Below are 14,736 nucleotides of genomic sequence, written 5' to 3'. Positions count from 1 at the left end.
AGTAATCGAGAGGCATATTTCCTGTGCCTCTTTTTTTATCTGCGTTATTGGGAGGGCAGTAAAAGAAGTTTTCGGCAAAAGATTTACCTTCGTGGTTATTGCAGATTGTTCAACGTTTTAATTCGATTCTTGTGCAAAAAAAAGTGACGATTCTGGGTGGCGGAGAAAGCGGCGCCGGCGCCGCGATTCTTGCGAAATCCAAAGGTTTTGAAGTTTTTTTATCGGATAAGGGCCAGTTGCATCAGAGGTACGCGGACATTCTGAACAGTGAGAATATTCCATTTGAACAAGGACAGCATTCGGAGGAGCGTATCCTCGAAAGCGACTTCGTGGTGAAAAGCCCGGGGATTCCCGATAAAGTGCCTTTGATCGTCGCATTGAAGGAAAGGGGCGTTCCTGTTATCTCCGAAATAGAGTTCGCCTCGCGTTATACGGACGCGAAACTCATCGCGATCACAGGTAGTAACGGCAAGACGACCACCACATTATTGACATATCATTTGCTAAAAACCGCAGGCCTGAACGTAGGTCTCGCCGGCAATATCGGCGACAGTTTCGCGTGGGCCGTTGCCGAAAAGCATTTTGATTATTATGTATTGGAAATCAGTAGCTTCCAACTTGATAATATCGTCAATTTCCATCCTTATATTTCTCTCCTCCTGAATATCACTCCCGATCACCTTGATCGTTATGGGTATGATTTCCAGAACTATGTCAATTCCAAGTTTAACATTATCCGTAACCAGACGGCCTCGGATCATTTCATTTATTATAAAGAAAGTGAAGTGATTAAAAAGGAGCTGGAAAAGAGGAACCCGGCGGTAGGGAAGGTGCAGATTTCGCTGGAAAATGCATTGGAATCGGGCTCGTACTTTGAAAACGGACAGTTGATTTCGCATATCAATGGCCGTGCATTTGAGCAGGCATTCAGTGAGCTGCCGATCAAAGGCCCGCATAATGCGATTAATGCGCTGGCGGCGATTTCGGTGGCGCAGTTGCTGGGCATCGAGGCGGAAAAGATCCGCGAAGGCCTGAAATCGTTCACCAACGCGCCTCACCGTTTGGAACAGGTAGAAGTGATTGGCGGAGTGACGTATATTAACGATTCAAAGGCTACCAACGTGGATTCGGTTTTCTATGCATTGGGTAGTTTCGATAAACCTGTAATCCTGATTGCCGGTGGCGTGGATAAAGGGAATGATTATTCACAAATTGAAGAACTGGTAAAGAATAAAGTAAAGGGACTGATCGTGCTGGGGAAGGACCCGGCGAAACTTGAAAACTATTTTTCAGGTAAAGTCCCGCAAATATATGCAACCGAGGACGTCCAAGACGCTGTCAACAAAGGACGGGAGTGGGGCGTGCCGGGGGATATCGTTCTGCTTTCGCCCGCCTGCGCGAGTTTTGACCTGTTCAAAAATTACGAGGACCGGGGCGATCAATTTAAAGCTGCCGTCAGAAATCTTATTCAGTGACCATTCCTGACTATACTTGACAATAAACTCACTAGCTGCCAAACGATATGGATTTCCTGAACAAGACAAGGGAAGATACCCAGGCGTGGTTTAGCAAAAACCTCAAAGGCGATCCCTGGATCTGGGGTATATGCATTATCATGCTGATGTGGAGCATTGTGGTGGTGTACAGTGCTTCGGTAAAGGACGCTTACAGCCAGATGGACGGTAACACTGAATATTACCTCTACAAACATGCATTGCTGTGCGTGCTTTCGCTTGCAGTGATGTACTTCGTGCATCGTGTGCCCTACATCAAATTTGTATATGTGACGCGCCTCGCCGTTTGGAGCTCCATCCTGCTTTTGATATTCACGATGTTTTTCGGGAGATCGGTGAACGACGCTGCCCGCTGGATCGAGATCCCGGTGATTGGCCAGCGCTTCCAGCCTTCGGAATGGGCCAAGGTGGCATTGGTAGCGCATTTGTCGCTGATATTGGCGAGGCATATCAAAGGCGGCTGGAATACCCGTGAACTTTTTATGGAACCACTCGCGCTCGTGGGCGTTGTGTGCGGACTGATTTTCGTGAGTAATGTATCGACCGCCGTGATGCTGGCCGGTATTTGCTTTTTGCTGATGTTCGTCGGCAAAGTTCCGCTGCATTACCTCGCATTTACGGCGCTAGGTTTGGTATTCTTCGCGACCATCGCCATTCTGTTGAACTCCACACAAAGGTCAGGAACGGCGCAGAGCCGGATTTCTACTTTTTTTGATAAAGATGTCGTAGTCTATCAATCCCAGCAATCCTATATGGCCATGGCCCGCGGCGGGTTGTACGGGGAAGGGGTTTCAAAAAGTCGCCAGCGCCGTTTCCTTCCCGAGCCTCAGAAGGACTTTATCTTCGCGGTCGCGGTGGAAGAATATGGCACGTTGGGCGGCACGGCGTTGATTATTCTTTACCTGATCCTCTTGTACCGGGGTCTCAAAGCGATCGAAGCGACTAAGCGGCCATTTGGCGGGTTATTGTCGGCGGGGCTTACATTCATTGTAGTGAGCCAGGCGTTTTCGGCGATGGCCGTAACGGTCGGGCTGGTGCCGGTGACGGGACAGACGCTGCCGTTTTTTAGTCAGGGAGGAACGTCGCTGCTTTTCACGGGCATTGCAATGGGTATGATCCTCAGCGTGAGCCGGGGCGAAATCGTGGAGGAAAAACGCATTTAACATGGCAAAAAGAATCATTATCAGCGGAGGCGGTACAGGCGGGCATATTTACCCGGCCATTGCCATTGCCCATGCATTGCAGCACCGGGAACCGGATACGGAAATCCTGTTTGTAGGTGCATTGGGTAAAATGGAAATGGAAAAGGTGCCCCGCGCTGGTTATAAAATCGTGGGGCTCCCCATTGCGGGGATTAAAAGAAGTCTTTCGCTGGAAAACCTTACACTTCCATTTAAAATGCTTCGAAGCCTGATGAAGGCCCGGGAAGTGATCAAAGATTTCAAGCCCGATGTCGCAGTTGGTGTAGGCGGTTTTGCCAGTGGGCCATTGCTGATGATGGCATCCATGGCCGGCATCCCGACTTTAATCCAGGAACAAAATTCTTACGCGGGCATTACCAACAAACTGCTGGCGAAGCGAGCATCGAAAATATGTGTGGCCTATCCGGGCATGGAGGTATTTTTTCCAAAAGAGAAAATTATGATGTTAGGTAATCCCGTCAGGAGCGATATTACTTATGTGCATTTAAAACGCTCCGCTGCTTTGGAGCATTTTGAATTGAATGAGGGCGCTAAAACACTATTTGTAATGGGTGGTAGCCTCGGCGCGCGTTCAATCAATGAGAGTATTGCCGAAGGTTTGGGAAGGTTAGTGGAGGCCGGGTATCAGGTATTGTGGCAAACCGGGAAGAATGATATCGACAAGGCCAGAGCCGCTGTCGAAAAGTTGGGAACCGACCAGGTGAAGGCATTTGACTTTATATACACGATGGACCTGGCATATGCTGTGGCCGACGTGGTAGTGTCACGCGCCGGTGCATTGTCAGTGTCGGAATTGTGCCTCGCCGCGAAGCCTGCCATTCTCGTGCCGTTCCCGTATGCTTCGGAAGACCATCAGACCAAGAATGCGATGAACCTCGTCGATAGCAATGCGGCCATTCTTGTCAAAGACTCGGAAGCACGCGAGAAGCTGGTGGATCAGGCATTGGCACTGCTCGACGATGTGGCCCGCCAGCGTGAATTGCAAACCAATATCAACAAACTGGCCCGCCCGAGCGCGGCCGACGACATTGCCGCGGAAGTATTTAATTTGATTCAGTAACCCTAGATTTGAATATGATGTCATCCTCTGTGACAAATTGGAAATATATCTATTTTGTAGGAATAGGCGGGATTGGCATGAGTGCGCTGGCCCGCTGGTTCAAGGCCAATGGCTTTGAAGTAGCCGGATATGACAAAACCATGACCACCCTGGTCGGCAAGCTCATCGAAGAAGGCATTTCGGTAACGCTTGAAGATGATATCGCGACCATTCCGGCAGCATTCGTCGCCGATCCACAGCAGACGCTCGTCGTTTACACACCGGCCGTACCTGTGCAGCACAAGCAAATGCTTTATTTCAGGGACGAGAATTTCCTGATCCTGAAACGCTCACAGGTTTTAGGCATTTTAACCAAAAACCTGAGAACGATCGGCGTCGCGGGTACGCACGGGAAAACGACCACGTCCTCGCTCGTAGCGCATATCCTGCGCCACGCACATGTGAACAGCACGGCGTTTTTGGGAGGTATTACACAAAACTATGGCACTAACTTGCTCCTGAACGAGCCTACCGATAGGCTGGAAGAAGTTTTCTGTGTAGTAGAAGCCGACGAGTTCGACCGCTCTTTCCTCACGTTGTTTCCCGAGATCGCGATCGTAACCTCTACCGACGCCGACCACCTCGACATTTACGGCAAGCACGAAGCCGTCCTCGAATCTTTCCGCGATTATGTGAGCCAGATTGACGAGAATGGCGCATTGTTCATGCGGGAGGGTTTGGAAATTGCGGATAGCTGCAAGGCGCAGGTATTTACCTATTCCTTAAATAGCGGGCCATACCATTCGGAGAATATCCGCATCGAAAATGCGCGGTTCGTGTTCGACCTGGTCTATCCCGGCGGCGTAATCGAAGGCATTGCGATGAAAATCCCGGGCTACCATAACATCGAAAATTCTATCGCAGCGAGTGCGGTGGCACTATATATAGGCGTGGAGCCGGCGAAGATTAAGGAAGCGCTGGAAAGTTACGGGGGTGTAAAGCGCCGTTTCGAATACCAGGTGGAGGAAGAAGGGAATGTATATATCGACGACTATGCACATCACCCGACGGAAATCGAGGCATTTCTATCATCCGTAAAAGGGTTGTACCCGGGTCGACACGTGACGGCGATCTTCCAGCCGCACCTGTTCACCCGCACGCGCGACTTTGCCGATGGTTTCGCAGAAAGTTTGTCATTGGCCGACCGGCTTTTATTGCTCGATATTTATCCTGCACGCGAGTTGCCCATCGACGGCGTCAATTCTGAAATGATCCTGGACAAAGTTACCTCGAATGATAAACAACTGGTTGCAAAAGAAGAAGTTTTACAACTTTTAAAAGAATTAAATACGGATATTGTAGTCACAATAGGCGCCGGGGACATCGATACTTTGGTGGGCCCGATACGCGATTTACTGCAAAATCCAGTTGCGAATAATTAGTCAAAGCATTTTTAATATTACTAAGATGTTACGTAAATTTGACTATTCATGGACTTTGTTGAAGCGTAGTTTGTGGCTTATTCTGCCTATTGCCGGCATCGGTATGGCGGAAAGCAAGCTGGGTCAACAGCGTTGTACAAATCTCGTAATATCAATCCAGGGCGATTCGGGTACAAGATTCCTGAACCAAATGGATGTACAAATGCTGTTGACTGAGAACGGTGGTGATCCGCTGATCGGTGCCAGGCTTAGTGATGTGGCCCTGCACGATCTGGAAAACCGTGTCAGCCGCAATAAATTGATCAAGAAATGTCAGGTTTTTCGTGACCTCAGGGGTAATATAGTAGTCGAAGTAGAGCAGGAAAAGCCGCTTGCGCGCTGGATTAACACTTCGGATAATGGGGAAATACGGAACACATCGGGATACTATATCAACCACGAGGGCGTTTTTTTTCCTCTATCAGAAAGTTATTCAGCAAGAACGTTACTGGTTTCAGGAGCGTATTTCCAGAACCCTCAAAAGCTGAGGTCCGAAAAGGGCGCTCAGGTTTTGGAGTTATTGCGTTTTCTGAACACTGATCCGTTCTGGAAGGCGCAAGTCACACAAATGAATGTAGATAAGGATGGTGAGATAGGCCTTATGACATTGCTGGGCGATCAGCGGATCGAGCTGGGAATGGCGGAGGATTTCGAGTCCAAGTTCAAAAAGCTGCGCATCTTTTATGATAAGGTGTTAAGCAAGGATTGGGGCCGGTATAAAAGAATTAGTGTTAAGTTTCAAGATCAAATAGTTTGTGAATAATAATTCACCATCAGCATGGCACACGATAAGATTGTAGTTGGGGTAGATATTGGAAGTACCAAAATAACGGTGGTGGCTGCGCAAGGCTCAGCGACACGCCGGAACAATATCGAGATTCTGGGCTTCAGCGAAGTCCCTGTGCCGTCAGGAGCAGTAGTAAACGGCTCTGTTGAAAACATTAAACAGGTTGGCAGCGCGATCAGGGAAGCACTGGCGGAAGCCGGTTCAAGATCGGATCTCGATATTGGAATAGTGAATGTGAGCTTCGGCGGTACACATGTAAAAGTGAGCGCGCAAAGCGATGGCGTGATCCGTCCGTCGGCGTCGTCGGGCGAGGAAGTGACACAGCGGGATGTGGACCAGCTGGTCGATGATATGTACCGCGCGAAAATCGAACCGAACTTCGATGTGCTGCATGTGTTGCCAATGGACTTCACGGTCGATAACTCGACGGGCGTACGCGAGCCGGTAGGCCGCACGGGCATTAAACTGGGGGGGAACTTCCTGGTAGTTTCTGCCAACAGCCAGTCGGTATTGCGCACGAAGAAAAGCCTTGCGGAGGCCGACCAGGCATTGAAATGCGACAAGCTGGTACTGGCGCCATTGGCGACCAGCTTGGCCGTGCTTACGGACAATGAGATGAAAGCCGGCATTGCGATGGTAGATATAGGCGACCATACCACGGACGTGATCATTTACCATGACCGCATTGTGCGTCATATTGCGTCGTTCCCAATCGGCGGGCGGCACATTACATCCGATCTCGAAGTTGGCTGCGGTATTCAGTTCGAGAATGCAGAGCATTTGAAGAAAGAATACGGCGTGGCAGTTTCTGCCGACGTTCCTTTGAATGTCGAGATCCTGATCAACTACCTCGCAGGCCGCCAACCCAAACCGGTTTTAAAAAAGAATGTAGCACTGATCATCGAAGAGCGTTTGAAAGAAATCGCGGCGATGGTTTATGCGGAGATTATCAAGTCGGGTTATGCCGACAGACTGATCGGTGGACTCGTCCTTACCGGCGGCTCGGCGAACATTCCGGAGATCGAAGCCTTGTTCGAAAGGGTTACCGATATGTCAGTACGCGTGGGCTATCCCGAAAACCTGGATCGCACGGCGAAAGCCGACGCGGTAAGCAACGCATCATTCAATACCGCCATCGGACTGGCCTGGGCGGGGTTAAAATCGGTAGACCCGCGGGTGAAGTCGGTTTGCAAGCCTGCATCGGCATTCAATACGGGTAATGTGGTGCAGAAAGAACCTGTGAAGGAAGTGAAAGAGCAGCCTAAGCGCAATGGAACGTTTTGGGACAACATTACAGGTATTATCGGAAAGAAAGACGAAAGTCTGGGAGACTATTAACAGCTATTATTACGCATACTCAACCCCGGAAAGAATATGAACAAAAGCTTGTTGCACGCATTAGACCAGGATTATATAGTGAATGAAATCGTTAAAGACCCAAGCGGAGAGGGCAACGGGGAGCCGGCCATCATCAAGGTAATTGGTGTCGGCGGAGGTGGTAGCAATGCTGTGAACTACATGTTTGAGAAAAAAATCAAAGATGTGGAATTTGCGGTTTGTAATACCGACAGACAAGCGCTTGCCAACAGCCCGGTGCCCGTGAAAATCCAGCTGGGTGCAACTTTGACACAAGGCCTGGGAGCCGGTACCGATGCCACGAAAGGCAAGGAAGCGGCTTTGGAGACGATCGAGGAGATTAAAGGTCTTCTGGGAGGTTCTACACAAATGGTATTTATCACCGCAGGTATGGGTGGTGGAACAGGAACAGGCGCCGCACCGGTGATTGCGCAGTTGGCCAAGGAAATGGGCAAACTGACGGTGGCCGTGGTAACCGCGCCTTACACCTGGGAGGGACTTGACAAAAAAGAACAAGCGCTCGAGGGTATCGAGCAGCTGAAAGAATATAGCGATACGGTTCTCGTGGTGCTTAACGACAAGCTTGAAGAACTGTACGAGGACATGACATTGACGCAGGCGTTTGCGGAAGCGGACGGCATTTTGCTCAATGCCGTGAAAAGTATTTCCGAGATCATTACCACCAACGGTAATATCAACACCGACTTCAAAGACGTGGAGAAAGTGTTGAAAAGCGCCGGTCAGTCGGTAATGGGAACTTCGGAATCCACCGGAGCCGACCGCGCGCAGAATGCAATCAAAGAAGCGCTCGACTCGCCACTTCTGAACGACCGCGATATCCGTGGCGCGAAGAGAATCCTCGTAACGCTTGCTACCAGCAAGAAGAAGGAGGCTACGATGCGCGAGCAGCGCGAGATCTGGCAATATGTGCTTTCACAAGTAGGTGGAGAGGCACGTATGTTCAAACTGGGTACGATCACCGACGATTCACTGGGCGACAAGCTCCGCGTGACTGTCGTAGCCGCTGGTTTCGATAGCATCGAATCGCCGATTCCAGGCATTCAGCTCAAAGGCGTGAAAGGACAGCCTGAACCGGCTCCGATAGTTGTGGAAGAGCCAAAAGACGAGCTCCCTCCTGTGGTCGTTGAAGAAGAACTGGTATTGACGGGCGAACTCGAAGAAAATACCCCAACGAGCTCGATCGACCTTGTTCTGGAAGATGAAAGAGTAACGCACGGTTTCGATCCTATCAACATTTCGTTGACAGAAGTTGAGCCAGCGAGCGATTGGACGGACGAAGATGCCCTGAAAATGGAAATGATGATCAAATCATTCCGTGACGGGCTTGTAAAATATTCCGATCTGGAAGGCCCGGCTTACCGCCGCAGCAGGGTAGAGCTTTGGAAGCGACCCGCCATTCCGGCACATGAAATGGAACAGCACTGGCTGAAATAGCAAAAGGGAGCGATGAGCTCCCTTTTTTAATGCATTATTTAAATGTCCTAGAAATGGATGATCTGCCCGGCCTGAATTTCGAGCAGTTCTTTATATAATGCATTTGAAATTACATTATCCGCATAATGTGAGCGGATTTGCGCGAGCTTCACGCGTAACGCGAGCGTATTCATGCCCAGGTAGCTGAAAACGTCGTTCAAGTGGCTCAATGCAATGGCGGCGCCCTGCATGTTGGACGATAGGCCTACTAATGCGGCCTTCTTGTTTGAAAAGCTGTTGGGGTAAGGCAGGCCATCTATAAAGGCTTTCAGAACGCCGGGATACGAGCCGTTGTACTCCGGCACGATGAACACGAACTTGTCTGTCTGTTCCAGCAACGATTTCAGATTGTTGAATGACTCGTTCTTGCCGGTATTGGCATATAATGCGGATACCGTAAAGTCGTCGGGTAGGTTCACCAGATCAAGGATAATGCTCGGTGCGTGCAGTTGTTGTAGAATTCCCTGATAATATTCCGCTATTTTCCTGGACATCGAGTTGGGCCGGTTGGTGCCAACGATGATCACAATAGGCGATGTGGATGCAGTCATGTGCCGGTTAATGTTCTTGTCACTAGTAACAAATTATGTTTGAAATTGTTCTAACGACGCGGTTACTGGTAGCAAATCTAACCGCCAAACGGACACGTTACCAGGCCGGTTTTCAGGATACACAACAATTATTGTTATATTTGAGCCCGTTATTCATCATGAAATTTAAATAATCATCTGATTTTCAGATAATTATACATAAATCAACCCGCATAAAATATGTCCTGGTTTATTCGCAAAGAAAAAGGTATCAATACACCAACTGAAATGAAGCGCGAAGCGCCGGACGGTTTGTGGTATCAATGTCCTAATTGCAAAAAAATCACCCCTACCAGGGAACATAAGCAGAATGCTTTTACCTGCCCGCATTGCAACTACCACGAGAAGGTGGGTTCGGATGTATATTTCAATTTGCTTTTCGACGACAACGAGTTCATCGAGCTCGACGCTAACCTGATCTCCGGGGACCCGCTGGGCTTTGTGGATACCAAGGCTTATCCGGACCGGATCAAGTCGACCATGAAGAAAACCGGGTTGAAGGATGCAGTTCGCACAGCGCATGGTAAAATGAATGGCCTCGACCTCGTGATCGCTTGTATGGATTTTAGCTTCATCGGTGGTTCGATGGGTTCGGTGGTAGGGGAAAAAATCGCTCGTGCGATTTCCTATTCGCTCGAAAAGAAGGTGCCGTTCCTGATGATTTCGAAGTCGGGAGGTGCACGGATGATGGAGGCAGGGTTTTCGCTGATGCAGATGGCCAAGACCTCTGCACGCCTGGCGCAATTGTCGGAGGCCAGGATACCCTATATTTCGCTGCTAACCGACCCTACAACCGGCGGTGTAACAGCATCTTATGCAATGCTGGGTGACTTCAACATTTCGGAGCCCGAAGCTTTGATCGGTTTCGCCGGCCCGCGCGTCATCCGCGAGACGATCGGTAAAGACCTGCCAAAAGGTTTTCAAAGCGCAGAATTCGTTTTGGAACACGGTTTCCTCGACTTCATCGTCGATCGTAAGGATTTGAAAGATAAATTGACCAGCCTGCTGAATATGCTCAAATAGGCAATAGCATTTAGCAAAGCGGCCCGTCAGGTTATCTGGCGGGCCGCTTCGCATTTATGATGTCGGATGCATTGATTATGGGCAAGTATCTTTCCGTCGGGTATCGGTAATGTCGCTAATTTTCCAACCAGTTTTTGTTTCTATTAGGGTAAATACATTTACGCCGCAGTGCGAGAATTTTTCGCCGAGATAGAATTTGTAAGGTGCCCATACAATTGCCATTGGTCGGTCTACGGAGATTTTTACATTATAAATCTGTTCATCCCACTTGTCGTTATGCGGCGTGCCGACTGCCTTGATAAATCCAGCGATGTCGCTCTTGCGCGTGACCAAAGAATCGGCAGCATTCTTGGAAATAGAGGTTAGGGTGCAAGTGGGAAGGAAGGCTTTTCTTAACATCGTCGAGTCTCCGGCACGCATTCCGTCGAAAAGCATGTTTACGGCACCCATAATTCCCGGATCGTATTTTTGGCAAAATGCGTTCGCAGAGCAAAACAGCAGCAGGCCCAAAAACAGACTTGCTCTGCTAGTGTGTACAGTCTTTTTCATGTTGGTATAATTTTAACAAAAACTTAATTTTGAGCCCCTTTGTAAAATTTTGGGAATCGATATGTCGGAAAAAATAGTTAAAAAAGTAGATATAAGGAACAGGCGGGCTTCATTCGAGTACTTCTTTCTGGAAGAGTTTACAACCGGTATGGTGCTTACGGGCACGGAAATCAAGTCGATCAGGCAGGGAAAGGTTAATTTCCAGGATGCTTACTGCCTTTTTATGGATGGCGAGCTGTATGTCCGCAGCCTGCACATTTCGCCCTACACCGAAGGGACGCATTACAACCATGAGCCTATGCGTGACCGCAAGCTGCTCATTACCAAGCGCGAGCGAAAAAAATTGATCGAAGGATTGAAAGATGTAGGCCTTACCATCATACCTGTGCGGTTGTTTACGAGCGAACGCGGCCTGGCCAAGCTGCACATTGCATTGGCAAAAGGTAAAAAGCTTTACGACAAGCGCGACAGCATTAAAGAGCGCGACGTGAAGCGGGAGAACGATCGGGCAGGTTACTGAGCCATCGGCAGGTTTAGATTACAAAATGGGCTAATACGGTGATCCTCGGGACTTTCTGTTAAATTGTTCCAACAATATTTGAAAATACGGAAGCGTTTTTTCTGGTGAAATATTCTTATATTGTGGGAATTAACTACCACAGGGCTCATGGGTAAAGTACTGGTTCTGAATCAAGATTATAGCGCACTAAGTGTTTGCACAGTTCCGAAGGCGTTTCTGCTGGTTTATATGAAGAAAGCAGAGATGTTGGCTGAGTCTCAACTGGAGCATCTCAGGACTGTCAACGACAGGTATCCCATGCCGGTCGTCATACGTCTCCATCGTTACATACACATACCGTACAGGGGCGTAGTCATGACCAGGCAAAACCTCTTCAAGCGGGACGGCAACAGGTGTCAGTACTGCGGAACCCACGATAATCTGACGCTGGACCATGTGTTGCCGAAAAGTAGGGGCGGGAAAACCACCTGGGACAATTTGGCCACCGCCTGTAAAAGATGCAACTCCCGCAAAGGAGACCATACGCCGGAAGAGGTTGACATGCCGTTAAAGCAGCGACCGTTCCGGCCTTCTTTTTTAATGTTCATTCGTGATTTTTCAGGTATGGCCGATGATGAGTGGCTGCCTTACCTCGGGTCAAAAGAGCGGCACTGCTAACGTCCGTTCGGTATGGCACCGGTTTGTGGGTGTCATTTGTGGTCAGGTATTGTCAGGAGGTTGAAGGGGATGTCACGTGTTGTCATGAATAGTCATTGATTGTCACAGGTGTTCTTTCGATACCTGGATCAAGTTCTTCTCCAATTTTATTTCCCGACTATCTCTGACCACATCTGACCATACTTGAACATCTCCTGACTACACCTGACCATCTCCCGACAACACTTGACTACTTCCTGGCTACTCCTGACAACACGTGACTACTTCCTGACATACCTGACAACGTTTGACGATCTTCCGACAACACTTGACTACTTCATGACTACCCCTGACAACACTTGGCTACTTCCTGGCTACTCTGACCATTTTACGCCCAAACGGCACCTTACTCCCCTTGCGTAAAATTAAATCGCCCAACCGTTCGGATATTGCTTTTGAATCGCGTAATTTTGCGTCCTGATTTTTCAAAAAATACTTGTTGAACTAATTTTCAGCCGATTAGCCCGGCGGCTGATGTATCGAAGGGCCATTATTCCTATTTATGTCTAAGGAAAAACAAAATCAACCGCTTCCCGAATTCGATTGGGATAAAGCATCAGACAAAGGTTTCGGAACCGCTTATTCATCTGCTGACCGTAGCCGTCTGGAACAAATGTATGAGACTACCCTTTCTCCTGTTTCGGAAAAAGAAGTAGTTAAAGGTGTTGTAGTAGGTATTACAGACCGCGAGGTGATCCTGAACATCGGTTTCAAATCTGATGGCATCGTTTCATCCAATGAATTCCGCGACCTGCCAGGTTTGAAAATCGGCGACGAAGTGGAAGTTTACGTAGAGAACCAGGAAGACGCACAAGGTCAGCTGGTACTTTCACGCAAAAAAGCGAAAGTGATCACTGCATGGGATAACATCCAGAAATCATTCGATGAGGATGTAGTGATCGATGCAAATGTGAAGAGAAGAACCAAAGGTGGTTTGATCGTTGATATTTTCGGCATTGAAGCATTCTTGCCAGGTTCACAAATCGATGTGAAACCAATCCGCGACTTCGACGTTTTCGTAGGAAAGCGTATGGAAGTAAAAGTTGTGAAAATCAACTACGCTAACGATAACGTAGTAGTATCTCACAAAATCCTGATCGAGAAAGACCTCGAAGCACAACGTCAGCAAATCCTGAACAACCTTGAAAAAGGTCAGGTATTGGAAGGTGTGATCAAAAACATGACCAACTTCGGTGTGTTCATCGACCTGGGTGGTGTGGACGGTCTGTTGCACATTACTGATATCTCTTGGGGCCGTATCAACCACCCATCTGACCTCCTTTCACTGGATCAGAAACTGAACGTGGTTGTTCTCGACTTCGACGAAGAGAAAAAACGCATTTCTTTGGGTCTGAAACAACTTCAGTCTCACCCATGGGATTCTCTGGACGAGTCAATCCAGGTTGGATCGAAAGTTACAGGTCGCATCGTGAACGTTGCTGACTACGGCGCTTTCCTTGAAATCAAACCAGGTGTTGAAGGTCTGATCCACGTTTCTGAAATGTCATGGTCTCAGCACCTGCGCAATCCACAGGAGTTCATGAACGTGAACGACGAGATCAGCGCGGTTGTATTGACGCTTGACCGTCAGGAGCGCAAAATGTCTCTCGGTATTAAACAACTTACCGAAGATCCTTGGACTCAAGGTTCATTGAAAGAGAAATATGCGATCGGTACCCGTCACAAAGGTGTTGTTCGTAACCTGACCAACTTCGGTCTCTTCATCGAGCTTGAAGAAGGTATCGATGGTCTGGTACACGTTTCTGATCTTTCATGGACGAAGAAAATCAAGCATCCTTCTGACTTCGTGAAAGTAAACGACGAGCTGGAAGTAGTTGTGTTGGAACTTGACGCGGAAAACCGTCGTCTGGCTCTGGGCCACAAGCAGCTTGAAGAAAACCCATGGGATACTTTCGAGAGCATTTTCGAAGTAGGTTCAGTACACAAATCGACTATCGTTGCGAAGGGTGACAAATTTGCTACACTCGAGCTTCCTTACGGAATCGAAGGTGTTGCTGCGATCAAGAACCTTGCGAAAGAAGACGGAACATTTGCTGAGGTAGGTGAGAGCCTTGACTTCACTGTTCTTGAATTCCTGAAAGACGAGAAGAAGATCGTTCTGACTCACTCTAAAGTTAAAGGTGTTCCTGCTGAGGAGAAAAAAGAAGCAAAAGCTGCCAAAGCTCCTGCCGCTGAATCAGTGAACAAAGAAGTAGAAAAATCTACTTTCGGAGACCTTAGCGTTCTGTCTGCTTTGAAAGAGCAGCTGGAAGAGAGCGAGAAGAAAGGAAAAAAGTAAAATAAAATATGGTGTAGAAGAATTTTTTAATACTTTTGCACCCGGATTAGCTGCCAGCCCCGCGCAGGCAGCTAATCTTCAAAAATGGTTCCGTGGCCGAGTGGCTAGGCAGAGGTCTGCAAAACCTCGTACAGCGGTTCGAATCCGCTCGGAACCTCACCTTGAATTGTGGTCATTTTCCCCAGA

The 14,736-nt window shown here is 48.5% G+C and carries 13 protein-coding genes and 1 tRNA gene; 12 read left to right on the top strand and 2 right to left on the bottom strand.

The features are described from left to right. The first annotated feature begins 131 nt into the window (after positions 1-131). From murD to ftsZ, 7 genes are read left to right on the top strand one after another with little or no spacing between them, the layout of a single operon-like run. Positions 132-1,475, top strand: coding sequence for a UDP-N-acetylmuramoyl-L-alanine--D-glutamate ligase (murD, locus tag ACQ4MZ_RS25915; protein ID WP_430850039.1), 1,344 nt, complete (start codon positions 132-134; stop codon positions 1,473-1,475). A 47-nt stretch (positions 1,476-1,522) separates the two neighbouring features. Beyond that, on the top strand, positions 1,523-2,677 hold the full coding sequence (locus tag ACQ4MZ_RS25910; protein WP_430850037.1) for an FtsW/RodA/SpoVE family cell cycle protein: 1,155 nt from the start codon (positions 1,523-1,525) through the stop codon (positions 2,675-2,677). Position 2,678: 1 nt separating this feature from the next. Further along, a complete protein-coding gene (gene murG / locus ACQ4MZ_RS25905) occupies positions 2,679-3,776 on the top strand; it encodes an undecaprenyldiphospho-muramoylpentapeptide beta-N-acetylglucosaminyltransferase (protein WP_430850035.1) in 1,098 nt (365 codons plus the stop codon). A 17-nt stretch (positions 3,777-3,793) separates the two neighbouring features. Then, a complete protein-coding gene (murC, locus tag ACQ4MZ_RS25900; protein WP_430850253.1) occupies positions 3,794-5,197 on the top strand; it encodes a UDP-N-acetylmuramate--L-alanine ligase in 1,404 nt (467 codons plus the stop codon). 25 nt (positions 5,198-5,222) lie between these two features. Then, positions 5,223-5,999 (top strand): cell division protein FtsQ/DivIB, encoded by a 777-nt coding sequence (locus tag ACQ4MZ_RS25895; protein ID WP_430850033.1) that lies wholly within the window; start codon positions 5,223-5,225, stop codon positions 5,997-5,999. 15 nt (positions 6,000-6,014) lie between these two features. Next, positions 6,015-7,361, top strand: a complete 1,347-nt coding sequence (gene ftsA, locus ACQ4MZ_RS25890) for a cell division protein FtsA (RefSeq protein ID WP_430850031.1) — start codon at positions 6,015-6,017, stop codon at positions 7,359-7,361. Positions 7,362-7,397: 36 nt separating this feature from the next. Beyond that, on the top strand, positions 7,398-8,834 hold the full coding sequence (gene ftsZ / locus ACQ4MZ_RS25885) for a cell division protein FtsZ (protein WP_430850029.1): 1,437 nt from the start codon (positions 7,398-7,400) through the stop codon (positions 8,832-8,834). Positions 8,835-8,881: 47 nt separating this feature from the next. On the opposite strand, the gene ACQ4MZ_RS25880 is transcribed toward ftsZ, so the two are convergent. Next, positions 8,882-9,424: an NADPH-dependent FMN reductase gene (locus tag ACQ4MZ_RS25880; protein WP_430850027.1), complete on the bottom strand. Its 543-nt coding sequence runs from the start codon at positions 9,422-9,424 to the stop codon at positions 8,882-8,884. 219 nt (positions 9,425-9,643) lie between these two features. On the opposite strand from ACQ4MZ_RS25880, the gene accD reads away from it, so the two are divergent. Then, the gene (accD, locus tag ACQ4MZ_RS25875) at positions 9,644-10,486 is read left to right on the top strand and encodes an acetyl-CoA carboxylase, carboxyltransferase subunit beta (RefSeq protein WP_430850025.1); all 843 of its coding nucleotides are present in this window, start codon (positions 9,644-9,646) and stop codon (positions 10,484-10,486) included. Positions 10,487-10,561: 75 nt separating this feature from the next. Here accD and ACQ4MZ_RS25870 read toward each other — a convergent pair whose 3' ends face one another. After that, the gene (locus ACQ4MZ_RS25870; protein ID WP_430850023.1) at positions 10,562-11,035 is read right to left on the bottom strand and encodes a nuclear transport factor 2 family protein; all 474 of its coding nucleotides are present in this window, start codon (positions 11,033-11,035) and stop codon (positions 10,562-10,564) included. Between the two features lie 61 nt (positions 11,036-11,096). Between ACQ4MZ_RS25870 and smpB the strand changes: the two genes are divergently transcribed. The 4 genes from smpB to ACQ4MZ_RS25850 all read left to right on the top strand — a co-directional run bounded on the left by smpB (position 11,097) and on the right by ACQ4MZ_RS25850 (position 14,707). Further along, a complete protein-coding gene (gene smpB, locus ACQ4MZ_RS25865) occupies positions 11,097-11,555 on the top strand; it encodes an SsrA-binding protein SmpB (RefSeq protein ID WP_430850021.1) in 459 nt (152 codons plus the stop codon). Between the two features lie 147 nt (positions 11,556-11,702). Further along, a complete protein-coding gene (locus ACQ4MZ_RS25860; protein WP_430850019.1) occupies positions 11,703-12,212 on the top strand; it encodes an HNH endonuclease in 510 nt (169 codons plus the stop codon). Between the two features lie 541 nt (positions 12,213-12,753). Further along, positions 12,754-14,550, top strand: coding sequence for a 30S ribosomal protein S1 (gene rpsA, locus ACQ4MZ_RS25855; RefSeq protein ID WP_430850017.1), 1,797 nt, complete (start codon positions 12,754-12,756; stop codon positions 14,548-14,550). A gap of 86 nt (positions 14,551-14,636) precedes the next feature. Beyond that, positions 14,637-14,707, top strand: a tRNA-Cys gene (locus ACQ4MZ_RS25850). The last annotated feature ends 29 nt before the right edge of the window (positions 14,708-14,736 follow it).

This window comes from Dyadobacter sp. BHUBP1 (assembly GCF_050587785.1).
In the GTDB taxonomy this organism is placed as follows: domain Bacteria; phylum Bacteroidota; class Bacteroidia; order Cytophagales; family Spirosomataceae; genus Dyadobacter.
The sequence above is the reverse complement of the archived record's forward strand: the minus strand, read 5'-3'. Positions and strand labels throughout refer to the sequence as shown.